This is a genomic window from Desmonostoc vinosum, assembly GCF_059505385.1.
Genome location: NZ_JCACKM010000079.1, coordinates 1 through 23,492, shown reverse-complemented (window position 1 = coordinate 23,492; position 23,492 = coordinate 1). Strand labels below are relative to the sequence as shown.

General features: G+C 41.2%; 18 protein-coding genes. 14 read left to right on the top strand and 4 right to left on the bottom strand.

What is annotated here, in order from left to right; all coding sequences use genetic code 11:
* The first annotated feature begins 744 nt into the window (after positions 1-744).
* From AC5JMF_RS13725 to AC5JMF_RS13700, 6 genes are all read left to right on the top strand, one after another.
* On the top strand, positions 745-1,947 hold the full coding sequence (locus tag AC5JMF_RS13725) for an ABC exporter membrane fusion protein (protein ID WP_495796280.1): 1,203 nt from the start codon (positions 745-747) through the stop codon (positions 1,945-1,947).
* Between the two features lie 86 nt (positions 1,948-2,033).
* Complete coding sequence (devC, locus tag AC5JMF_RS13720; protein WP_495796279.1) at positions 2,034-3,212, top strand: ABC transporter permease DevC; 1,179 nt, start codon at positions 2,034-2,036, stop codon at positions 3,210-3,212.
* Between the two features lie 293 nt (positions 3,213-3,505).
* Complete coding sequence (locus AC5JMF_RS13715) at positions 3,506-4,492, top strand: NAD-dependent epimerase/dehydratase family protein (protein ID WP_495796278.1); 987 nt, start codon at positions 3,506-3,508, stop codon at positions 4,490-4,492.
* A gap of 218 nt (positions 4,493-4,710) precedes the next feature.
* Complete coding sequence (locus tag AC5JMF_RS13710; protein ID WP_495796277.1) at positions 4,711-5,688, top strand: glycosyltransferase family 2 protein; 978 nt, start codon at positions 4,711-4,713, stop codon at positions 5,686-5,688.
* A 59-nt stretch (positions 5,689-5,747) separates the two neighbouring features.
* Positions 5,748-6,215: a DUF2141 domain-containing protein gene (locus AC5JMF_RS13705; RefSeq protein WP_495796276.1), complete on the top strand. Its 468-nt coding sequence runs from the start codon at positions 5,748-5,750 to the stop codon at positions 6,213-6,215.
* Between the two features lie 73 nt (positions 6,216-6,288).
* A complete protein-coding gene (locus tag AC5JMF_RS13700) occupies positions 6,289-7,548 on the top strand; it encodes a glycosyltransferase family 2 protein (RefSeq protein WP_495796275.1) in 1,260 nt (419 codons plus the stop codon).
* 211 nt (positions 7,549-7,759) lie between these two features.
* Here AC5JMF_RS13700 and AC5JMF_RS13695 read toward each other — a convergent pair whose 3' ends face one another.
* Positions 7,760-7,990 (bottom strand): hypothetical protein, encoded by a 231-nt coding sequence (locus AC5JMF_RS13695; protein ID WP_495796274.1) that lies wholly within the window; start codon positions 7,988-7,990, stop codon positions 7,760-7,762.
* A gap of 35 nt (positions 7,991-8,025) precedes the next feature.
* On the opposite strand from AC5JMF_RS13695, the gene AC5JMF_RS13690 reads away from it, so the two are divergent.
* On the top strand, positions 8,026-9,282 hold the full coding sequence (locus AC5JMF_RS13690) for a glycosyltransferase family 2 protein (protein WP_495796273.1): 1,257 nt from the start codon (positions 8,026-8,028) through the stop codon (positions 9,280-9,282).
* A gap of 126 nt (positions 9,283-9,408) precedes the next feature.
* Positions 9,409-10,665, top strand: coding sequence for a glycosyltransferase (locus AC5JMF_RS13685; RefSeq protein ID WP_495796272.1), 1,257 nt, complete (start codon positions 9,409-9,411; stop codon positions 10,663-10,665).
* Positions 10,666-11,134: 469 nt separating this feature from the next.
* Here the strand turns inward: AC5JMF_RS13685 and AC5JMF_RS13680 are convergent, their stop codons facing one another.
* The 3 genes from AC5JMF_RS13680 to AC5JMF_RS13670 form a co-directional block, all read right to left on the bottom strand.
* Positions 11,135-12,676, bottom strand: a complete 1,542-nt coding sequence (locus AC5JMF_RS13680) for an FAD-dependent oxidoreductase (protein ID WP_495796271.1) — start codon at positions 12,674-12,676, stop codon at positions 11,135-11,137.
* Positions 12,677-12,831: 155 nt separating this feature from the next.
* Positions 12,832-13,647, bottom strand: coding sequence for an SDR family NAD(P)-dependent oxidoreductase (locus tag AC5JMF_RS13675; protein ID WP_495796270.1), 816 nt, complete (start codon positions 13,645-13,647; stop codon positions 12,832-12,834).
* 447 nt (positions 13,648-14,094) lie between these two features.
* On the bottom strand, positions 14,095-15,315 hold the full coding sequence (locus tag AC5JMF_RS13670) for a tetratricopeptide repeat protein (protein ID WP_495796284.1): 1,221 nt from the start codon (positions 15,313-15,315) through the stop codon (positions 14,095-14,097).
* A gap of 262 nt (positions 15,316-15,577) precedes the next feature.
* Between AC5JMF_RS13670 and AC5JMF_RS13665 the strand changes: the two genes are divergently transcribed.
* The 6 genes from AC5JMF_RS13665 (at position 15,578) to AC5JMF_RS13640 (ending at position 23,313) form a co-directional block, all read left to right on the top strand.
* Positions 15,578-16,210, top strand: coding sequence for a chromophore lyase CpcT/CpeT (locus AC5JMF_RS13665; RefSeq protein ID WP_495796269.1), 633 nt, complete (start codon positions 15,578-15,580; stop codon positions 16,208-16,210).
* Between the two features lie 218 nt (positions 16,211-16,428).
* Positions 16,429-16,659: a NifU family protein gene (locus AC5JMF_RS13660; RefSeq protein ID WP_495796268.1), complete on the top strand. Its 231-nt coding sequence runs from the start codon at positions 16,429-16,431 to the stop codon at positions 16,657-16,659.
* A 362-nt stretch (positions 16,660-17,021) separates the two neighbouring features.
* Positions 17,022-19,256, top strand: coding sequence for a glycoside hydrolase family 57 protein (locus AC5JMF_RS13655; protein WP_495796267.1), 2,235 nt, complete (start codon positions 17,022-17,024; stop codon positions 19,254-19,256).
* Positions 19,257-19,555: 299 nt separating this feature from the next.
* Positions 19,556-21,880, top strand: coding sequence for a DNA helicase PcrA (pcrA, locus tag AC5JMF_RS13650; RefSeq protein ID WP_495796266.1), 2,325 nt, complete (start codon positions 19,556-19,558; stop codon positions 21,878-21,880).
* A 128-nt stretch (positions 21,881-22,008) separates the two neighbouring features.
* Positions 22,009-22,788 carry a class II glutamine amidotransferase gene (locus AC5JMF_RS13645; protein ID WP_495796265.1) on the top strand — a complete coding sequence of 260 codons (780 nt, stop codon included), beginning with the start codon at positions 22,009-22,011 and terminating at the stop codon, positions 22,786-22,788.
* Positions 22,789-22,911: 123 nt separating this feature from the next.
* The gene (locus AC5JMF_RS13640; protein WP_495796264.1) at positions 22,912-23,313 is read left to right on the top strand and encodes a fasciclin domain-containing protein; all 402 of its coding nucleotides are present in this window, start codon (positions 22,912-22,914) and stop codon (positions 23,311-23,313) included.
* The last annotated feature ends 179 nt before the right edge of the window (positions 23,314-23,492 follow it).

Here is a 23,492-nt window from a genome sequence, read left to right as displayed (position 1 = left end):
TGAGATTTAAAGTTTTCATCCACCGTTATTGTATTTTACGCTACTTGATTAAATGCAAAATTGGGATAGAACTTAAGAAGCATCGGAGTTCAAGACTATTGCTTTTTCAAGATAGCCCTATCAGGCTGCAAATAATTCAAAAATCATCAAATAAGGGAACAGTTTTTCCTCTCTATCCGAAAATAAGAGATCCCCATTTCGTAGAGGCATTTTGCAATATGCCCGTACTAACTTGCTTCAGGTAGCATATAAATCTCCATTTGAAACCTCCATGTTAAGAGCTGCCATCAAAATTCTCTCTTCAAATAAAACTAACTACCCACTTCTCAATATAAAACCATCTCTCTTCCTTCTTCCTCTGCGTCCTTCTTTTACCGGAAACGCTGCGCGTTGGCGGAAGCCTCTCGTAGAGAAAGCGTATCGGCGGTACCCTGCGGGAAGCCGCTCTGCGTCTACGTTAAAAAAGATCTTTGAAAAAGAAGCGAGTCAACCAAATTGGCAAAAAATTTATTATTTCACCCACGGGGAAATATCTTGAAAACCACTTGGTTAAAAAAGTATGGGCATATTAAAATACGCCCCTAAAAATTACGAATTAATCTTAAATCCATCGCTTTCTATGAAGATAAAACCACAAAGAAAAATCTTCTTAGTTCATTTTTGGATAAATCTGTTGAGCCTATTCTAATTAACTGATGTAGCCATATAGACCACCACCTAAAAATGCATAATTGGGATAAAAATATGACAGCAAACAAAGAAAACCGATTATTTACAAAAAATATCGCTCGGTGGCAAATAGTTCTAGCAGCTTCTATTACTTTCGCCGCCGGTTTAGTATCTTTCTACAGTTTTTCACCCTTTTGGTCAAAACCAAAAGCTCAAACTCCCCCCGCAAACCCTCCAAAAACAGCTCCCGTTAAAGTTGCAGTCACCGCTTTAGGACGTTTGCAGCCAGAAGGCGAAGTTACTTCTTTATCTGCTCCCAATTCCAACAACGGTGTGCGAGTAGAAAAACTGTTAGTTAAAGAAGGGGACACAGTTAAAGCAGGGCAAGTACTAGCATTGTTAGAAAACTATGCTCGCTCTACAACAGCTCTAGAACAATCTTTAGATAAACTGCAACTTGCTAAAGCTAAACTAGCGCAAGTTAAGTCAGGTGCTAAGACCGGAGATATAGACGCTCAAAAAGCAACGATCGCTAATTTAGAGTCACAATTAAAAGGGGACATTGCTGCCCAAGAAGCGACAATTAACCGCATCCAAGCCCAAGTAGACAACGCTCAAACCGAGAACGATCGCTACCAGCAATTATACAAACAAGGTGCGATCGCGGCCTCCACAGCCGACAACAAAGCTTTACAACTCAAAACAGCACAACAGCAACTCCAAGAAGCCCAAGCCACCCTCAGCCGAACTCAAAACACCCTCCAAGCCCAACTCCAAGAAGCCCAAGCCAAACTCAACAGCGTTAGTGAAGTACGCAACGTAGACGTTGAAGTCGCCCAAACCGAAGTCACCAGCGCCATGACTGCGGTCAAACAAGCAAAAGCCGACCAAGAATTAACCTACATCAAATCTCCCATCAACGGCAAAATTTTAAAAATTCACACCAAAACCGGAGAAGTCATCAGCAACACAGGATTTGCGGAAATCGGCAAAACATCGCAAATGTATGTAATTGCTGAAGTCTATCAAACCGACATTCAAAAAGTGCGTCTAGGTCAAAAAGCCACCATTAACAGCAGCGCCTTTTCTGGAAAATTGCAGGGAACAGTCAAAGAAATAGGTTGGCAAGTTGATAAACAAAGTATTTTTAGCCTTAACCCCGGTTCCGACACAGACCGCAGAATAGTTGAAGTCAAAATTTCCATCGATAGTCCCGCAGATAGTCAACGAGTCGCTCGTTTAACCAACTTACAGGTTGACGTTGCTATTGGGATTTAGTTCTGGTTAGTAGTGAGTACTTTAGTACTCATAGGACTTTAAGCACTTTAGTGCTTACTACAAACTAACAAATAACAATAAAATCCATGAACTTTAAAATTCCTTTAGCATGGCTACAGCTAGTTCAGCAAAAAATTCGTTTTCTAGTAGCTATAGCAGGTATTGCTTTTATCGTATTGCTGATGTTTGTGCAACTTGGTTTTCAAGATGCTCTTTATTCTAGTGCAACCGCAGTACACCAAAGCCTACGAGGAGACTTATTTTTAGTTAGTTCGCAATATAAATCTTTGACCTCAAATCAAAGTTTTTCGCGGACACGTTTGTACCAAGCATTGGGGTTCGATGGTGTAGAATCAGGCAGCCCCATGTATCTACAATTTGCCAAGTTAAAAAATCCTGTAACTGGTGAGAAATATTCAATATATGTTATTGGTTTTGACCCAGGCAGGTCTGTCATGAACATCCCAGAAATTGAGCAGAACTTAGACAAACTCAAAATCCCTGATGTCATGCTTTTTGATAGGAATTCCCGTACAGAATTTGGCCCCATCGCGGAAAAATTTAACACAGGAGATACAGAACAAACAATTGAAATATTTCCCTTTAATTCATTAATTGGCTACAAAGTGAGAATAGGTGGATTATTCAGCTTAGGCCCTTCCTTTGGAGTTGATGGTAATTTAATTGTCAGTGATTCAACCTTCCTCAGAATAAATCCTAATACTCGTCCCGCAGAAATGATTGATGTCGGTATCATCACTCTCAAACCTGGCGCTGACCCAGAAAAAGTACTCAAAAATTTGCAAACAAGCTTACCCGACGATGTCCAGGTTTTTACCCGCCAAGGCTTTATTGATTTTGAAAAAAAATATTGGTCAGTTAGAACACCCATCGGTTTTATTCTTAACCTGATGCTAACAATGGCTTCTGTTGTTGGTGTGGTTATTGTTTACCAAATTCTTTACAGCAATATTGCTACACAGTTTGTTGCTTACGCTACTCTAAAAGCGATTGGCTACGCAAACAAGTATTTATTAAATGTAGTTTTTCAGCAAGCTTTAATCTTGGCGCTTTTAGGTTATATACCTGGCTTTATTGCTTCTTTAGGTTTATATGACTTCGCCATGGAAGCTACTAAACTACCAATAGTCATGACTGCTAATAATGCAATACTCGTTTTGACTTCAGCAATTTTAATGTGCATCACTTCCGGGGCACTTGCTATCAATAAACTCCGTTCCGCAGACCCAGCGGATATTTTCTAAAAGCAAGAGTTTTTACTCAACTCCTGAGAAACACATTTTATAAATCTTACCCAGTAATAATTTCAGGTTTTGAATTTGAATGTGTTTCTTGATTTTATTGTGGGCGTGTAATCGCGCCCATTGGGCGCTCACATCTTGCAAAAATTATTCTTTTCGCGTTCTTCTCTGCGTCTATGCGTGTTAGCGTTCGCGTTGGCGAAGCGTCTCGTAGAGAAGCGGGGCGTAGCCCGGTAAAAAAGATTTATGCAAGATGTCTAATAATCAAAATTCCAAATAGGTATATCCCCTGCTCTATGAATTTCCAAAATAAAACTCTTTTAATTACTGGAATTGATGGATTTATCGGTTTACGTACAGCCGAATTAGCCATAATGCAGGGAATGAAAGTTCGTGGACTGCAATCTACACAACAGGATAAGCAAGCGCAAAATTTAGGCGTTGATGTGATTGTTGGTAGTATTACCGATAGTGCTACTGCTCAAAAGGCTTGTCAAGGAGTAGATATTGTTTTACATACAACTCAAATCACCGAAGAAGCTGGCCCGCTAGATGATTTTCGTCAGATAAATGTTGGTGGCACCGTTAATATAGCTGAAGCTGCTAAAAATGCTGGGGTTAAAACCTTTGTGCATCTTTCTAGTGTGATGGTTTATGGCTTTGATTATCCTAATGGTGTTAGAGAATCAGGGCCTCTTGCTCACGAAAATAATCCTTACTGTCAAACTAAAATCGAAGCAGAACAAGCACTTTTAAAACTAAATACTTCTTCTGATTTTGGCATTATTATTATTCGAGCTGGAGATGTTTATGGCCCTGGTAGTATTTCTTGGGTAGTTAGACCAATTACGATGATGCGTCAAAAAATGTTTGCTTATGCGAATGATGGTAAAGGCGTCATTAATCATCTCTATATAGATAATCTAATTAATGCCATCTTTCTCGCAATAGAAAAAGAAACTCACGGTGAAATATTTAATATTACCGATGGCGAAGAAACTTCTTGGAAAGACTATTTCACGCGCCTAGCAGCAATGGAGGGTTTACCTGCTCCTCTTTCATTACCAAAAGATGAAATTAAGCTGTTTTTAAAGCTGCGAGTTCAAGGACAAAAACTTTTTCGGAAAAAAGTTGATATTTTACCTGAGTCTATAGATTTTATGACTCGTCCCTATGCTTACTCTATTGCCAAAGCTAAAAGCTTGTTAAATTATCAACCAATGATTTCTCTAGAAGAAGGAATGCAGCGAACACATCAATGGCTGCAAAACACCGATATCTAAGCTTTCTTGTAGTGTGCCGCGCTGGATGGGCATCTTGCCCATCCCACAAGAATTTGCTAATACACAAATTTAGTTCAGTCACACTACTGGTAGGTTAGGTTAAGTAACGTAAAAGCCAACAAATCAACGTAAATTTTAGGCTTTGTTCCTCAATTTAACTTATAACCATAACTTAATTACGAATTACAAATTACATACTTTCCGGAGGCTTGTTTTCTATGAATAGTAGTCAGCCGCGATTAAGTATTGGATTACCTGTATACAATGGTGAGAAATTTCTTGAAGAAGCTATAGATTCGCTTTTAGCTCAGACTTTTACAGATTTTGAATTAATTATATCAGATAATGCATCTACAGACAAAACCGAAGAAATTTGTAGAGCATACGCTAAGCAAGATCAACGCATATGTTACTATCGCAATTCTCAAAATATTGGTTGTGCCCGGAACTTTAATCAAGTCTTTAAATTGTCTTCAGGCGAGTACTTTAAATGGGCAGCATATGATGATTTACATGCTCCAGATTTTATCCAAAAGTGCGTTGAGGTGCTTGACCAAGACCCAACCATAATTTTATGCAACTCTCAAACATCTTTAATTGATGAACAGGGTAATTTTCTGCAAAATTACAATATTAAACTTCAAACAGATTCACTAAAACCATACAAGCGTTTTGATGAATTGCTGACTAAGCATTTATGTTATCAGTGTTATGGCGTAATCCGTGCTAGTGCCTTGAAGAAAATACCACTCATGGGTGGTTATGGCAATGCAGATGGAATTTTCTTATTAAGGCTTGGTCTTCTCGGTCGATTTTATGAAATCCCAGAATATTTATTTTTTGCTAGGCATCATCCACAACAATCGATGAGTATGTTTTGGCCTGATTATCTATCTTTTTTGAATAATTCCAAAGATTCTGCGATGGTGCCTGATTTCTATGCATATTCAGTGTGGTTTGATTCAACAAATAAAGGAAAGGTTTTGCTACCACATTGGAAAATGTTTTGGGAGTACATAGTTTCTGTATGGTTGGTCAAATTGAGTTTGTCTGAGCGGCTACGTTGTTATGCAAGTATATCTCAGAAATTGAAAGGTACAGAATATTTACTACTAAAAGATTTAATCAAAGTTTGGCAATTACTTTGGCAGCGTTGGCAACGAACATTTTTCAAAAAACGACGAATCACTTCTTGATTTAATAAAAAAAGTTTGCGATCGCAGCTTTTTACAACCACAATTTTTACCTATTTATTATGTTGAAAATCTTCCCATTTCACCATTTTTTACTTGCCACTTTAGCTTGCATCAGCTTTGCTAAAACAGCAAATGCCGAACAAACTGCAACACTTAATGTCATCGTTAATGGCATCCGTCATCAAAAAGGTGAAATTTGCTTCCGAATTTATGCCAGTGAAAAAGGATTCCCTCTTAGTAATACTAGCGAAGTTCAAAGTGGTTGCACAAAGATTACAGGAAGCTCTATCAAAACAGTATTCTCCGGCTTAAAACCAGGGACTTATGCTATTGCTGTAGTTGACGATCAAAATGGCGATCGCAAACTCAACAGTGACTTTTTTGGTATTCCCAAAGAAGGTTTTGGCATATCCAAAAATCCGACTGTATCCATCCAAACAGGCACACCAAAATTTCGCGACGCCAGCGTTGCAATTAGCAAAAACACCACAGTCAAGATTGTAATGAAATACTCACTTGATCCCTAAAAGAGTGAACAGTTATCAGTTAACTGATAACTGTTCACTGATAACTAATCAAGCAACTTAGGTTAATAATTTAATGAAAGATTTGACGATATTTTTGTCCAAGTCTTTACTGAGTTGGCTGACTATTCAGGCGACTTTAACACTGATTTTTTTATGGTTTCTGCGCTTGCGCCCTAAAAACTTATTATCAGATGAACAATTACCGAAAACAGCTGTGATTCTGTGCTTACGCGGAGCTGATCCATTTCTACCAAATTGTTTGCGATCGCTTCTCAAACAGAACTATCCACAGTATGATTTAAGGCTAATCGTTGATAGTCACGAAGACCCAGCTTGGCAAATTGCTAACGATACTATCAAAGAGCAAAAAGCAACCAATGTGAAAATTAGCCCTTTGCTCATAGTACGTAACAACTGTAGTCTTAAATGCAGTTCCTTAGTCCAAGCTGTTTCAGAATTAGACGATTCCTATAAAGTAGTTGCTCTAGTTGATGCTGATACGATAGTTCATCGGAATTGGCTAAGGGAACTAGTCAGCCCTCTAGCTGATCCCAAAGTAGGAGCAACAACCGGGAATCGTTGGTATGTACCAACAGGAAAATATTGGGGTTCTCTAATTCGCTACATAGGGAATGTATCTACCGTAGTACAAATGTTTTTCTTCCAAATTCCTTGGGGCGGAACTTTGGCTGTCAAAACAGAAATACTTCGCCAAACAGAACTGCTAGATAAATGGGGACAAGCTTTAGGCGAGGATCTGATGATTCATCGCATTTTGAGAAAGCATGGCTTGCAGGTCAAATTTGTACCTTCAGCATTGATAGTTAATCACGAAGAGAGCGATTTATTTGGCTTTCTAGACTATCTCAAACGCCTCATCCTCTATTCTCGACTTTATCACCCGCGTTGGTTGGCTATAGTCAGTGAAGCTGTTTCCGGGATTTTATTCCCTACAGCAGTCATAGTTTTATTCATTGAGTCGTTGTTAGAAACACAATGGGAAGCGGCGGCTTTGTTGAGTGGTTGCTATTGCATCTATACTGTCGGCTTACTCTTGCTAATGCTGATTTTAGAACAAGGAGTACAGCAAGTACTGCGTTCTAATGACCAAGCGATCGCTAAAATATCACTCACCACAGTCTTGAGAATGTTGATTGCCATCCCTTTAACACAGTGGGTTTATGGCTTAGCAATGCTATCTTCCCTGTGGACATCAACAGTCACCTGGCGCGGCGTCGCTTATCGAGTTAAAGGGCCGTGGAAAATCCGATTAATCGAATACCGCCCCTACCAGTGGTTAGATCAACCCGTTGATAGCAAGATTTCTCTCTAACTCAGTCAGGGATGAGGGGGATGAGGGAGAAGACGCAAACAGAGGGAGACGCGGGGACGCGGAGAAACTTTCATTTACATTCCCCGTGTCACCGCGTCACCGCGTCCTCTTACACTCCCCATTCACCAGGATGTTCATGATTTGCTGCGTAAGTCCTAAATCTGAAACCAGCATTTTCATGGAATATTCCTTCTACTATGACTAAGCAATTTCATAGCATTGCAACTCCTTCGATTTTCACAGATTGGTTAGGGCTTAAATCTACATACTCATCTTCCCAATCCCTAGTCCCCAGTACCCAGTCCCCAGTCCCCAGTACCCAGTCCCCAGTCCCCAGTACCCAGTCCCCAGTCCCCAGTCCCCAGTCCCCAGTCCCCAGTACCCAGTCCCCAGTCCCCAGTTCCCAGTTCCCAGTCCCCAGTACCCAGTCCCCAGTTCCCAATCCCCAATCACCTGAATTACACAGAGGTAATTCAGATGAATGAATGGGCGATATTTTTATCCAAGTATTTGCTGGGTTGGCTGGTTATTCAGGTGTGTTTAAGCTTTGTCTTTTTGCGGTGTCTGCACTCACATCAAACCATCTCATTACCAGACGAGCAGTTACCCAAAACTGCCGTAATTCTGTGCTTGCGCGGAGCTGATCCTTTTCTGGGAAACTGTTTGCGATCGCTCATCAAGCAGAATTACCCACATTATGATTTAAAGCTGATTGTTGATAGTCAGGAAGATCCGGCTTGGCAAATTGCCGTTGATACCGTCCTAGAGCAAGGAGCGACTAACGTTCAAATCAGCCGCCTGCGAATCATACGGAAAAATTGTAGTCTCAAATGTAGTTCTCTCATCCAAGCTGTTTCAGAGTTAGATAATTCCTATCAAGTTGTTGCCTTAGTGGATGCCGATACAGTAACCCATCCCAATTGGCTGCGAGAATTAGTCACACCTCTGACTCATCCCAAGATCGGAGCGACAACGGGTAATCGTTGGTATTTGCCGACGGGTAGATATTGGGGTTCTTTAGTGCGGTACATCTGGAACGTTTCCGCAGTCGTGCAAATGTATCTGTACGGGATTCCTTGGGGTGGAACTTTAGCTATCAAAACAGAAGTCCTACACCAAACAGGACTGCTAGAAAAGTGGGGACAAGCCTACGGTGAAGATACGATGATCCGTAGTGTTCTTGCACAACATGGAATGCAGGTTAGGTTTGTGCCTTCTCTGATTATGCTGAATCGGGAAGAGTGCGACTTACCCAGCTTAAGATACTGGCTCCAGCGCCAACTACTTTCTTCACGACTTTATCATCCTTGGTGGTGGTTTGTAGTTGGAGATGCAATTTTAACGATATTAACTCCAACTCTCGTCACCGCATTGTTTTTCCTAGCCTTCTTGAGCGGAGAATGGTATGCCGCTGCTTTGTGCTTGACTTGCTTTGTGAGCTATATGACAGGATTAGTCTTGCTCATGCTCTTTTTAGAGCAAGGCGTACAGCGAGTCATTCGCTCTCATGGTGAGCCGACGGCAAAATTATCAGTTGCTACAGTCGTCAAGATGTTGATCGCAACTCTGCTCACACAATGGGTTTACGGACTAGCAATGATATCGTCCTTTCGGATGCCAACAGTCACATGGCGCGGCGTCACATATCGAGTTAGGGGGCCTTGGAACATTCGCCTACTTGAATACCGCCCTTATCAATTTCTAGATCAACCAGGCGACAAGATTTCTCTCTAACGGGATGCACTTCGACTTCGCTCAGTGAACGGGGGATGAGGGAGAAAGAAATTCCCAATTCCCCACTCCCCACTCCCCACTCCCCACTCCCCACTCCCCACTCCCGACTCCCCACTCCCCACACCCATGAACAAATCACCACTCCGCATTGCCCTATTCACAGGACTATATGCTCCTTTTTTAACGGGGGTTTCCATCGCAGTTCATCAACGGGTTCATTGGTTGTTGCAGCAAGGGCATGAAGTTTTTCTTGTCCATCCGCAAATCAATGATCAGTATCCGAAAAAGGTTAGTGATCGCCCCATGGAAGGACTGAGTGAGCTACAATCTTTTTCTAACTTTTCTGCTTATGCATTTCCCACTAAGCCGTTAATCTTCTACAAATCTCTTCCTCAACCACTAAGCTATCGGCATTGGAGTGATACGAAGTTACTAGAAAACTTCCAGCCTGACATTGTGGTAGTAGAAGAAGCGGCACAAATGCGAGGACTATACTCGCTCTTTTTGCAAGGTTATGGTCGCCCGATTGGTAGTGAATATGCCAAGAAAACAAGAACTCCTACGATATCGCTCTTTCATACCGATATCGTTGCTTATATCAAATATTACTTGGGAGACTCGTTTTTCAACTTGATTCGTCCCATCATTCCTACGTTGGTCAAGCAGTTTAGTGATTTTTATGACCTCAACTTATTCTCTTCTAGAGAACAACTCACTAAATATAAAAACTTGAAATGTCAACGCAGTGAATACCTCCCCTATCAAGGCATCGACTGCGAAAAATTTCATCCGCGCAACATCACATACAACCCTATCCCCAACGACGATAGGCTAACTTTGTTGTTTGTTGGACGCATCACAGCGGAAAAGAATGTCTCTCAACTCATAGATGCATATCCTTTGATTGCTGCCAAAATCCCCAATGTCCATTTGGTGATTGTGGGTAGCGGCCCCCAAGATGAAGAAATCCGTCAACGTGCCCAAAATATTACAGGCATCACCATCTGGGGAGAATCCCATGGTACAGAGCTTTTGGGTTGGTTTGCCAGAGCAGATGTATTTGTTAACCCCTCCGTTACTGAAAACTTTTGCACCACAACCAATGAGGCACTAGCGTCTGGAACTCCTGTGGTCGCAGCTTTTGCACCCTCAACTACCGAGCAGGTATTCCCCGGTCGTAATGGTTTCCTAGCCGAACCCAATGATCCTGTGGATTTTGCTCAAAGAGTAATTGCAATTTTAGAAAACCCCGACTTGAAAGCAGAATTGACTAGTCAAGCTCGTCCTTCCATCCTCGAATTCGATTGGTCGGCATGTATGCAAAAGTTTGAAGACAGACTCTACCAACTTGTAGAAGCATCGAAGAAAGCAAAGGTAGCGTGAAATACAAGTAGCGATCGCTAAAAACCTCAGATCCCCAACTTCTTTGAGAAGTCGGGGATCTTATTAACAGAAATTTCGACATAAATTTCTTAATTATGTCTGGATAAGTAGTAAATTAAATAACAAGTTGCATATTTATTTATCTCAATTTTTACTCACTAGCTTATTTTTTAAAAGCTTTTATATTAATTATACACGGATTAAACATCTCAACACATGATTTGAAAATCACATTTTCATAAGACATAAATCCAGGTATTGAGTCCTAATGTTTGATTGAAATAACTTGATTTTTAAACTCCATTCAGAAAAAATATAAATGTGTCTAACACCTTGTAGGCGCTCTTGGTGACAACTTAACCTTATCCAATGTCCAAAGTCCGCGAAAGCGGACTTTATTTATTTTTGAATTTTCTATTCAAAAAAAGCATAAATACCTTCATACTGTCCCCTATCCCCTATCCTCTCTCTAATTGAATCTTTCGAGTAAATGCTCTCCAACCCGCAATGCATTCGCAATAATTGTTAGCGATGGATTTAAAGCAGTGCTAGATGGGAAAAAGCTACTATCAACAACGTAAAGATTATCAATCTCGTGAGTCCGGCAATTGATATCAAGCACTGAAGTCTTGGGATCTTCACCAAAACGGCAGGTTCCACACTGATGCCCGACTTCTTTTACAGTCATCTTTTGAGGGATATGTAACGAAAAATTTCTAGTTTTATGGCGTTGCTCAATAGATTTTAATACTTCAGTCCAGCGTTTAATTAAATGATTAAACACTGAATCATTATTACTTGTATAGTCAATAAATAGTTTATTGGCATTCACATGCACACGATTATTAATATCTGGTAAGTCTTCAGTAATTAGCAACCAAGCAACAGAATGATTTGCCACTTTCTCAGCTATCATGCTGGGCATCATAGATGGCCCATGAGCGGCAACCCTATCTTTATTAACATTACCCAGCATTTGTATACTTCCCATTGGATAGGAATAATCTTGTTCCCCCCAATAAAAATCATTAACTGCTAGCGTCTTTTGAAAAACTGTCGGATTTAGTTTTGTACTTAGCGTCATGATCACCGCGAATTTATGTGCCATGTAATTGCGTCCCACTAAATTAGAACTATTAGCTAATCCATTTGGATGTTGGTCATTAGCAGACTTTAATAATAGTGCGGCTGAGTTAATTGCACCACAAGCAACAACTATAATATCTCCAGAGAATATCTGAGTTTGACCTGCAATTTCTGTCTCTACACTAGTAATTTCTCTACCCGATGCATTTGTATGCAAACGCACAACTTTAGCTTGGGTGATCAAAGTGAGATTTTGGGATGCCATTGCTGGACGCAAACCATTAATCTCAGCATCAGCTTTCGCATTAATTAAACATGGAAAACCATCGCAAGTATCACAACGAATACAAGCACTTAAATGTCGATGAACTTCATTCAGTTTGATAGCAAGAGGTAAATAAAAGGGATGCAAGCCTCTATTTTTTAAAGCATCATGGATTTCTTGAATGTATGGTTCATGACTGACTGGTGGTGAGGGGTAGTCTACATGAATTTGTGGTTCAGTAGGATCAAGACCTCGCCTACCATGTACTTCATAAAGTTTTTCAGCCTGCTCATAATATGGGGCAAAATCTCGATATTTTAAAGGCCACTCAGGAGAAATCCCACCGTGATGAATAACTTTTTCAAAGTCTCGTTCACGAAATCTAAACAGTGCCCCACCATAAAACTTAGTGTTACCACCAACATAATAATACGTTAGCGGATGTATGGCTTTACCGTTTTTGTCATACCATATCTCGGAAGTACGATAGTATTCTTTTTGCAATACTTGCTTAGAATCCCAATTAGTTTTACTTCTAGGTAAGAAAGTACCGCGCTCTAAAACTAAAATTTTTTTACCGCTTGCTGCTAGTTTATAAGCTAAAGTGCCACCACCAGCACCTGTGCCAATAATGATTACATCGTAATGAGCTTCAGTCATTTTTTCCTCTGTGGTAATTAGAAATTAATAATGGTAGATGACAAAATAATTCGTAATTCGTAATGACGCTTCTTCGCAGCGGTAGCCCAGCGTCGTTAGCAATTACGAATTGGAGCAAAGCTACTTGCGCTCAGTAGAAGTAACTGATAACTGATTTATCCGCGCATTTGATTTTCTGCACAGGTTTTGTTTAATTTTCTCAAACCAATCCACTGATAAATTGCATCTCCAAATTTAGGAAAAAGCTGGATATTAGAAAACAAAAGTCTTGTGAGAACTCCATCTAGCATGACTTCTGGCTGGTTTTCTTTAATTGCTTTTAGAACTGCGATCGCCACATCATTCGGTTGAGCAACACGCGCTAAACTAGGTGCAGGTTGTCCAAAAGCGACAAACATTCCCGCTGCGGTATACCCTGGACAAACTACCGATATCTCGACATTAGTATCAGCTAATTCTTGTCGCAGTGCATCAGCCCACATAATTAAACCAGCTTTACTTGCTGAATAAATACTGTTATATGGCGCTCCTTTTTTGCCAGAACCAGATGCAATATTAACAACATGACCGCTATTACGAGCTATCATACTCGGTAATATCAAACGGGTTAATTCCATCCCTGCAATTAAATTGGTTGTCAATATAGAATAGATATCCTCCAATGAATAATTTTGAAAAGGTCGATATTTCTCAACAGCAGCATTATTAATCACAATATCAATTTGACCTGCAAGTTGATTAATCTGCTGTACTAAAATTGATAATTCTTCCACTTTGCTAATATCAAATGGAATGCTGATTCCTTTACCACCTAAAGCTTCCACTTCAGCAGATATTTGCTCTAGAATTGCTTGTGAGCGAGAAACGCTAACTACTGTTGCTTGCTCTTTTGCTAAAGCACGCGCAATAAATGCTCCAATGCCACCAGAAGCACCGGTTAAAAGAACTGTTTTACCTGCTATTGATGTCATAAAATTGGGGAATTGGGAATGGGGAATAGAGAATAGTTTTTACTATTTACTATTTAACTAAATTACAGTAGATTTTAATCCGTTTACTTGATGGCTAATTTGCAAATTTTATGCTCATCAATATTGGATTTACCCTAACAGAGATTATGAGTTTTCAATTGCTTAAACTCACAATTAATACCATTTCACATTAATGGCGATACACATAAATCTTGTAAAGACGCTTCAAAAGTGTGTCTCTACACCGTCTGTATTTGTATCAAGATTTTCGTGAATTGGTATAACCCAGACAAGAATGTAATACTCTTATACAAAACTCGCTTGATTTATAGGAAGATTTAATTAAATGTAAAAAGCAAGTAATTGTTAATTTAACCTTATGTTGAAAAAGATTTTATTAAATTTAATACTTTTTTATGCAATATGTAATTTTGGTGATCAAGAGAATTATTCCCCATTCCCCTTCGACAACTTTTCAATTTGCTGAGTAAAATATGCTTCTTCATGTTTAATTTGTTGCGCCAGTTCTAACCCTTTTTGAAAAGCTGTTAGTGCTTGAGGATACTCTTTGCGTTCTAAATACAATTTTCCAATTTGGTCGTAGGCTTGCATCATTCCATAAAAATTGACGGCTCGTTCCTCTACCTCTACGAGAATTTGGCTAGCTTGCAAAGCCTCATCTATTTGTCCTTGAGAACGATACAGTGCAATTAATTTCTGTAAAGCTTCACCAGATCTCACATACTGTTGTAACTGCCAAGCAGTGTTATAAGCTTGTTGATAGTTTTTAAAAGCCTCTATCAATAAATTGGGATTTTCTTTAGCTAGGGATTCATAATTTGAGGCGATCGCTAGCTTTAATTTTGGTATTTCAGTAAAATTATTCTGGCTCGTATAAATTTCTGCGAGCTGATTACGTGTATTGATTGAACTTTGGGGTTGGTTTGCCAGTTCGTAAATATAAGCTAACTGTTGCAAATATGCTACCTCGTTGAAGCGATCGCCTTGAGCAGTAGCAAAGCTTAATAATTCTTCATAGGTTTTAGCAGCTTGAGGATAATCAAACCAACTCAGATGTAGTCCGCCAATTGTCTTCAAGGTTTGCACTTCTGCTGCTGTATCTTTTTGTTGTCGCACCATAGCCAAAACTTGATTGTAAGCTTCTACAGCTTGCTTAGGCACACGCACATTTTGGTAAGCTTCACCTAGCGATCGCCACAATTGTAGATCTACACTTTTTTCAGATAGTGCCTGTTTTTGGATAGCTTGCAATCGTTGAGTAATATATTGTACTTCTTGGGTATCGTTTTGATTCCAAGCGATCGCACCAACTCGTGATAGTGCTTTTACCTCCGATACTAAACCCAAGTAGCGCCTTAAGCGCAGTTCTCGGTTCCAAATGTCAAACGCCGCCACCTTATCCCCAGCTTGCAGTTTTGACGCAGCTTGTTGATTCAACTCATCCAACGCCGCCTCTAACTTTTGCAATTCCTCGGCACTTAACGGCTGTTTGTTAAGCAAAGGTGGTAACAGCGGATCAGATGTGGTAGCTTCTAGCGGACTAGGAGGATATTTATCTGGCTGTTTCGGCTTTTTACTCTCCGCCAGCGTCAAAGAACTGCTAAAAAGTATAGTAGCCGCAACAATAAAACCCAAACGTCGTAACATAAGCATATTAAAAAATTCGTAATTCGTAATGACGCGACGCTCCTGTGTCGCTAACGCTTCGCTATCGATGACTCGCTACCGCTACGCTAACGTAATTCGTAATTAAGCTGTTATACCTTGAATTTGCACCCAAATCGTTCTTAAGACGCGGGAGGGGGAAGACGCAAAGAGGGAAAGACGCGCCCTCTTGACTCCCCACTCCCCATTCCCAAGCATTACAATACTCCCAGTGAATTTTCAAACAACTGGTTGAACATCTATAATGACTCATTCTACGGATATTGCCACCTTAGCGCGTTGGATGGCAGCAGATTTTAGCAATCAAGAACAAGCTTTTGAAAACCCACCTTTTTTTGCCCACATTCGTGTGTGTATTCGTCCTTTGCCTTTAGAATTTTTATCAGGGGTGAGTTTATTTCTAGAACAGGCATATGATTATATGCTCACACAACCTTACCGGATGCGGGTAATGAAGTTGATTGAGGCAGACAATCATATTGTCATTGAACACTACAATGTCAAAGAAGAACAAAAATTTTACGGTGCATCCCGTAACTCCGAACGCCTCAAAGCTTTATCTGTTGACCAATTGGAGAGAATGCCAGGCTGCAACATGGTTGTAGAATGGACGGGCAACAGCTTTAAAGGCAAGATTGAAGCTGGCAAAGGCTGTCTTGTGTTCCGCGACGGCAAAAACAGTTATCTTGATAACGAATTTGAGATTGATGCAGATAAATTTTTTAGCCTAGACCGAGGCCGAGATTTAGAAACTGATGAACACCTCTGGGGTTCCATCGCTGGGGCGTTTCATTTTGTACGCTGGGAAAGTTTTGCTGATGAAGTGAAACTAATTTTAGGAAATAGGGAACAGGGGACAGGGGACAGTGATAACTAAGCTCCTATCCCCTGTTCCCTTCTTTAATGAGTGGCGATTGCAACTAAGCAGTCAAGATATCTCACAAACCAGCCAAAATTAGATCTAGGATCGATAAAGCTGGAAAATAAAATTTTGAATGTGAAATAGGAAGTAGGGCTTAGTGCATGGGGATAATCATTAATGCCCAAGGAAAGCCCCAAACCAATTGAAATCGTTAACTTACCAGGTCTCAAACAATGGAACTCACAGTAGACAACGTAGAAACAGTATTAGATGAAATGCGTCCTTATCTCATGTCTGATGGGGGCAATGTGGAACTTGTAGAACTTGATGGCCCAATTGTCAAACTCCGTTTGCAAGGTGCTTGTGGTTCTTGCCCTAGTTCTACAATGACCCTGAGAATGGGTATTGAACGCCGCTTGCGAGAAATGATTCCTGAAATTGCAGAAGTTGAGCAAATAATTTAGGGAGTGGGGAGTAGGGAGTAGGGAGTAGGGAAAGACTTATCTTGTTTTTCTCATTTACTCATAAGCTAATCTGCCTTGAACTTGCATAATCCTTTGCCTCAGAAAGACGCAAAGAGAAGTTGCGTGCGGGGGTTCCCCCCGTTGAGCAAACTTCGGAGGACGCGCTTAAGGGGAGACGCGGGGATGCAATTTGAATGATTATTAGCTTATCCATTGAAGTTGCCTTGCAAAACTACTACGGACTAAGGACTGAGTAATGGGGACTGGTGAGGAGTTATCCTAATATCTAACGTCTAATTCCCAATTCCCGATTCCCCATACTTCGACTTCGCTCAGTACAAGTTCCCAATTCCCAAACGCCTATGTCCTACCCACTTCACGTTGCCTTTATCTGGCATCAACATCAGCCGCTGTACAAGTCTCCTGGCAGCGGCGTTTCAGTTTCTCATAGTCAGCAGTACCGTTTACCTTGGGTACGGTTACATGGCACTAAAGATTATTTAGATTTGGTATTGTTATTAGAACGGTATCCAAAGTTACACCAAACGGTGAATTTGGTACCATCGCTGATATTGCAATTAGAAGATTACATCGCTGGTACTGCTTTTGACCCTTATCTCACAGTCAGCTTGACACCAGTTGAACAACTCAACCAGCAACAGCAGGAATTTATTATCCAACACTTTTTCGATGCCAATCACCATACCTTGATTGATCCTCATCCCCGCTATGCCGAGTTGTATCAACAAAGGCGGGAAAAAGGAGAAGCTTGGTGTTTGGCAAATTGGGAATTACCAGATTATGGTGATTTACTGGCTTGGCACAATCTGGCATGGATTGACCCTCTGTTTTGGGATGATCCAGAAATTGCGGCATGGTTAAAGCAGGGTCGCAATTTTACTTTAGGCGATCGCCAGCGTATTTATTCCAAACAGCGTGAGATTCTCAGCCGCATCATCCCTCAGCATCGGCAAATGCAAGCGGCGGGACAGTTAGAAGTCACTACGACGCCTTACACCCATCCAATTTTACCCTTACTAGCTGATACTAACTCCGGTCGGGTAGCAGTGCCAAATATGACAATACCTGAGTATCGTTTTCAGTGGGCAGAAGACATTCCCCGTCACTTACGTAAAGCCTGGGAACTCTATAGAGACCGCTTCGACCAAGAGCCACGTGGTTTATGGCCTTCAGAGCAATCAGTCAGTCCAGCGATATTACCGTATATAATCAAGCAAGGCTTTAAGTGGATTTGCTCAGACGAAGCCGTCTTAGGATGGACATTCAAACACTTCTTTCATCGGGATGGGGCAGGGAATGTCCAGCAGCCAGAAATCTTATACAGACCGTATCGCTTACAAACTCCCGCAGGTGATTTGGCGATCGTGTTTCGTGACCACAGATTATCAGATTTAATTGGCTTTACCTACGGGGCAATGCAGCCAAAACAGGCAGCCGCCGACTTAGTAGGACACCTGCAAGCGATCGCAAAAATGCAAAGAGACCATCAAAGCGAACAACCTTGGTTAGTTACCATCGCTTTAGATGGAGAAAATTGCTGGGAATTTTATCCCCAAGATGGCAAACCCTTCCTTGAAGCCTTATACCAAAGTTTAAGCAACGAACCCCATCTGAAACTCGTTACCGTCTCAGAATTTATTGAACAATTCCCACCAACAGCAACCATCCCCGGAGAACAACTGCATAGCGGTTCTTGGGTGGATGGTAGTTTCACCACCTGGATTGGCGATCCCGCCAAAAATCGCGCTTGGGACTACCTAACCCAAGCCAGGATTGTGCTAGCTAATCACCCCGAAGCAACAGAAGAAAACAACCCAGAAGCATGGGAAGCTTTATATGCCGCAGAAGGTTCTGATTGGTTCTGGTGGTTTGGTGAAGGACATTCCTCAAATCAAGACGCCATTTTTGACCAGTTATTTAGAGAACACCTGTTTGGTATTTACAAAGCTTTAAATGAACCCGTGCCGTCGTACATCAGGCAACCAGTAGAAGTTCATGCAGCTCGAGCAGACCATAGACCAGAAGGGTTTATTCATCCAGTTATCGATGGGAAAGGAGATGAACAGGACTGGGACAAAGCTGGACGCATAGAAATTGGTGGGGCACGGGGGACAATGCACAACAGTAGTGTCATCCAAAGACTTTGGTACGGGGTAGACCACCTCAATTTCTATTTACGGATGGACTTTAAAAGCGGGATTGCGCCAGGACACGATTTACCGACAGATTTAAATCTATTGTGGTTCTATCCAGATAAAACAATGCTTAATAGCCCAGTTCCCTTGGCAGATGTGCCAGATGCAGCACCAATTAATTATCTGTTTCACCATCATCTAGAAATTAATTTGCTGACGCAATCGATTCAGTTTCGGGAAGCGGGAGAAAATTATCAATGGCATCCCCGTTTTAGTCGCGCTCAAGTAGCTTTAAATAGTTGTTTAGAGGTGGCAGTGCCATGGGCTGATTTACAAGTTCCCCCTGATTATCCTTTGCGCTTGATTTTAGTCCTTTCCGATGATGGGCGTTTTCATAACTATTTACCCGAAAATGCTTTGATTCCCATTGAAGTGCCCTAACTCTGAAGAAATACAGGGAGTAGGGAGTAGGGAGTGGGGAGTGGGGGAAGAAAAAGTGTTTATTTCATTCGTAGGAGTGACGTCCTGTTTGGCGGGCTTTTCGTCCCGCCGCACAAGACAGTCGCTACAAAATAGATTGCGGGTGATTTAATCGTTTGTGTGTACACCGTAGACCTTTTGACGGGATAAATTCTCATCGACTTTTCTTGACTTTTGAATTCCGGGGGTAGGATATTGTAACCTGGGCAATAGTTACTCTTTTTATGATGTGACGCAGTTGCGATCGCTTTTTCGCATCCATGACCACAACCATTGATTTTCTCAATCACCTCAACCCCAGCCAACGCCAAGCAGTTGAACATTACTGCGGCCCGTTGCTGGTTGTTGCTGGCGCAGGTTCCGGTAAAACACGCGCCCTAACTTATCGCATCGCTAACTTAATTCTCAAACATCGCGTTGACCCAGAAAATATCCTCGCAGTCACATTCACCAACAAAGCGGCGCGGGAGATGAAAGAACGGATTCAAAAGCTGTTTGCGGAACAATTGGCAATCAAAGAATATGGTCAGCGGTTTGATTTGTTGCCAGAATACGATCAAACGCAGTTGCGATCGCAAGTCTGGCGCAATGTGATCAAAGACTTGTGGTGTGGTACTTTCCACAGTCTATTCTCTCGAATTCTCCGCTTTGATATTGAGAAGTATCAAGACGAAAAAGGACGCCGCTGGAATCGCAATTTTTCTATTTTTGATGAGTCTGATGCTCAAAGCTTAGTTAAAGAAATCGTCACTAAAAATTTAAAGCTAGATGATAAAAAGTTTGAACCCCGTTCTGTGCGCTACGCGATTAGTAATGCTAAAAATCAAGGTTTTTCACCCCAAGAATTAGAGCGTGAACAACCTAACTATCGCGGACGAGTGATTGCAGAAGTTTACAGCAACTATCAAGATAAACTAGCAGAAAACAACGCTCTTGATTTTGACGATTTAATTTTGATACCCACCAAATTATTTCAACAAAATGAGCAAGTATTGGGTTATTGGCATCGGAAATTTTGCCATATCCTTGTTGATGAATATCAAGACACTAACCGCACTCAATACGAACTCATTCGCTTGTTAGTGACAAATGGTGAAAATAGAAAAAGTGAATGGGAATGGCGGAATCGTTCTGTATTTGTAGTAGGTGATGCTGACCAATCAATTTACAGTTTTAGAATGGCAGATTTCACCATCTTGCTAGAATTTCAAGAAGACTTTGGCGATGGTCTAACTGATGCAGATACCCGCACAATGGTCAAGCTTGAAGAAAATTATCGCTCTTGTGAAAACATTCTCCAAGCAGCTAACGAACTAATTGAAAACAACACACAAAGAATTGATAAAATCCTCAAGCCAACGCGGGGAGCAGGTGAGCAGATTTATTGTCATAAAGCTGATGATGAACTAGCAGAAGCAGCATTTACTATTAATCAAATTCGCACTTTAGAACATCAACATCCCGAATTAAATTGGGGTAGTTTTGCCATACTTTATCGCACTAACGCCCAATCGCGACCCTTTGAAGAATTGTTAGTAAAAAATCAAATTCCTTACACAGTTGTGGGAGGAATTAAATTTTATGATCGCAAAGAAATTAAAGATGTCTTAGCCTATTTAAGAGCGATCGCTAACCCAGCTGATACACTCAGTTTGTTGCGAGTTATTAACACCCCCCGGCGCGGTATTGGTAAAGCCACCATCGATGCTTTAAATAACGCCGGACAGCAATTAGGCATTACCTTGTGGGAAATACTGAGTGATGAGACATCAGTTAATACGTTAGCTGGACGTTCTGCTAAGGCTGTAAATGGCTTTGCTCAAATGATTTGCCGTTACCAACAAGAAACAACAACAACTCCAGTTGCGGAAATATTGCTGGGACTTCTGGAAGATTCTGGTTACGTCAAAGACTTACAAACCCAAGGTACAGATGAAGCTGAAGACAGAATCCAAAACGTGCAGGAACTTTATAACGCTGCACTGCAATTTCAAGAAGAAAATGAGGATGTTTCTTTAACAGCCTTCCTTGCTAGTGCCGCCTTGAGTTCTGATTTGGATAACTTAAAAGAAGGACAGACAGCAGTTTCTTTAATGACTCTGCACGCTTCCAAAGGGCTAGAATTTCCCGTGGTCTTTTTAGTTGGGTTGGAACAAGGGCTATTTCCTAACTACCGTTCGATAAACGACCCCGCAGCTTTAGAGGAAGAACGTCGCCTGTGTTACGTAGGGATTACCCGCGCCCAAGAGCGGTTATATTTATCACATGCTCGTGAACGCCGCCTGTATGGTTCAAGAGAACCCGCAATGCGATCGCAATTCCTCGATGAAGTCCCCGAAGAACTGCTAGTTAACCAGAGTAAGATGCGGCAAACTTATACAAAAACTGCATCAGCACCCAATGGCAAGTCAGAGACAGCACAAGATTGGCAAGTAGGGGATAGAGTATTACACAAAACTTTTGGTTTAGGTGAAATTACCCACGTTTTTGGTACAGGTAATAAAACATCTGTAGCGATTAAATTTGCCAGTCTAGGACAAAAAATCTTTGACCCAAGAGTAGCGCAGTTACAAAAAATAGACTAACATTTATTCCCACTCCCTACTCCCCACTCCCCATTCCCCAATTTGAAGCGATCGCTCCAGAATCGATGCAGCATTCTGAAGTATGTTGATCTTCAGGGATGAGTTCAAAATTTAGAGCTGCAAAATTCATGTGCCAACTATTAGGAATGAATTGCAATGTTCCAACAGATATTTGCTTTTCCTTTGAAGGATTTTCCGCACGCGGAGGAAAAACGGATCATCATAGCGATGGTTGGGGTATTGCTTTCTTTGAAGAAAAAGGATGTCGGATATTTTTAGATTCCCAGCCTTCTGTTATTTCTCCGGTAGCGGAGTTAGTGCGAAACTTTCCTATCCACTCCACCCATGTGATTGCTCATATCCGCAAAGCTACCCAAGGTGAAATTGCTTTACACAACTGTCATCCTTTCCGCAGAGAACTTTGGGGTAGATATTGGGTGTTTGCCCACAACGGCAATTTACCAGATTTTCGACATCACAGCATGGGCTTTTATCAAGCTGTAGGTAACACCGATAGTGAAAAAGCATTCTGTTTAATGTTGGAAACGTTGCGAAAATGCTTTCCTCAAGGTAAACCTCCCCTCAAAGAACTCTATCTAATACTTCGGAAGATCACACAGGAAATCGCTCAAATAGGTGTATTTAACTATTTATTATCAGATGGAGAACACTTTTTTACCCACTGCTCAACTAAACTCAGCTATATTGTGCGCCAAGCACCTTTTGCAGCAGCTCACTTGATTGATCAAGACATGACCGTAGATTTTCGGGAGTTAACCACCGAAAGCGATCGCGTTGCCGTGATTGCCACAACTCCCCTCACCGATAACGAAGTATGGACGCCAATTCAACCAGGAGAACTGCTAGTATTTCAGGACGGTTGGCCTTTGAAACATGCCTTTGATTAAGAATATCGTTAGTCATTTGCATCTACAAAGAAGAAACGACAAAAGATGACTAGATTTTGTGTAATAAAAATTAAAATTGTTTTACTATCCTTTAAAATTTTTTGCAGAGATTAGGTGAGATGTATGGCTGATATTGTTGATATTGCAGTTAGTGCTGATTCTTTTAAAACACTAGTCGCGGCTGTACAAGCCGCTGGTTTAGTAGAAACATTAAAAAGTCCAGGGCCATTCACTGTCTTTGCGCCAAACGACGATGCTTTTGCGAAGTTACCACCAGGAACCATACAAACCTTGTTGCAGAATATTCCTCAGCTAGCAAGAATCTTGAAGTATCATGTAGTTCCAGGAAAGTTGTTACAGGCTGATTTAGCAAAACTCAGCACTGTTAATTCTGTGGAAGGTTCACCCATCAGAGTTGATTGTTCTGAGGCTTTTGAGGTAAAAAATGCCACAGTTTTAGCAGCAGATGTTCAAGCCGATAATGGTGTAATTCACGTTATTGATACAGTGATTTTGCCAGGTTAACTAGTTCTGTGGGTTTAAGTCCCCCGGTTCTATAATCGGCAAGTTTTGTGTTGGGGTCAAATCCCCATTACAAAACTTAATTACGCGCTTCGCAGCGTAAAGCCTGCGGCATAGCTTCGCTTAGAGCGAGTCCTCGATAGCGTTAGCGTAAAGCCTACGGCATAGCTTCGCTTAGAGCG

What these genes read in the sequence shown, in the direction of transcription:
- AC5JMF_RS13725 (WP_495796280.1), top strand. Translation starts at nt 745, where the DNA reads ATGACAGCAAACAAAGAAAACCGATTATTTACAAAAAATATCGCTCGG.
- devC (WP_495796279.1), top strand. Translation starts at nt 2,034, where the DNA reads ATGAACTTTAAAATTCCTTTAGCATGGCTACAGCTAGTTCAGCAAAAA.
- AC5JMF_RS13715 (WP_495796278.1), top strand. Translation starts at nt 3,506, where the DNA reads ATGAATTTCCAAAATAAAACTCTTTTAATTACTGGAATTGATGGATTT.
- AC5JMF_RS13710 (WP_495796277.1), top strand. Translation starts at nt 4,711, where the DNA reads ATGAATAGTAGTCAGCCGCGATTAAGTATTGGATTACCTGTATACAAT.
- AC5JMF_RS13705 (WP_495796276.1), top strand. Translation starts at nt 5,748, where the DNA reads ATGTTGAAAATCTTCCCATTTCACCATTTTTTACTTGCCACTTTAGCT.
- AC5JMF_RS13700 (WP_495796275.1), top strand. Translation starts at nt 6,289, where the DNA reads ATGAAAGATTTGACGATATTTTTGTCCAAGTCTTTACTGAGTTGGCTG.
- AC5JMF_RS13690 (WP_495796273.1), top strand. Translation starts at nt 8,026, where the DNA reads ATGAATGAATGGGCGATATTTTTATCCAAGTATTTGCTGGGTTGGCTG.
- AC5JMF_RS13685 (WP_495796272.1), top strand. Translation starts at nt 9,409, where the DNA reads ATGAACAAATCACCACTCCGCATTGCCCTATTCACAGGACTATATGCT.
- AC5JMF_RS13680 (WP_495796271.1), bottom strand. Translation starts at nt 12,676, where the DNA reads ATGACTGAAGCTCATTACGATGTAATCATTATTGGCACAGGTGCTGGT.
- AC5JMF_RS13675 (WP_495796270.1), bottom strand. Translation starts at nt 13,647, where the DNA reads ATGACATCAATAGCAGGTAAAACAGTTCTTTTAACCGGTGCTTCTGGT.
- AC5JMF_RS13670 (WP_495796284.1), bottom strand. Translation starts at nt 15,315, where the DNA reads ATGTTACGACGTTTGGGTTTTATTGTTGCGGCTACTATACTTTTTAGC.
- AC5JMF_RS13665 (WP_495796269.1), top strand. Translation starts at nt 15,578, where the DNA reads ATGACTCATTCTACGGATATTGCCACCTTAGCGCGTTGGATGGCAGCA.
- AC5JMF_RS13660 (WP_495796268.1), top strand. Translation starts at nt 16,429, where the DNA reads ATGGAACTCACAGTAGACAACGTAGAAACAGTATTAGATGAAATGCGT.
- AC5JMF_RS13655 (WP_495796267.1), top strand. Translation starts at nt 17,022, where the DNA reads ATGTCCTACCCACTTCACGTTGCCTTTATCTGGCATCAACATCAGCCG.
- pcrA (WP_495796266.1), top strand. Translation starts at nt 19,556, where the DNA reads ATGACCACAACCATTGATTTTCTCAATCACCTCAACCCCAGCCAACGC.
- AC5JMF_RS13645 (WP_495796265.1), top strand. Translation starts at nt 22,009, where the DNA reads ATGTGCCAACTATTAGGAATGAATTGCAATGTTCCAACAGATATTTGC.
- AC5JMF_RS13640 (WP_495796264.1), top strand. Translation starts at nt 22,912, where the DNA reads ATGGCTGATATTGTTGATATTGCAGTTAGTGCTGATTCTTTTAAAACA.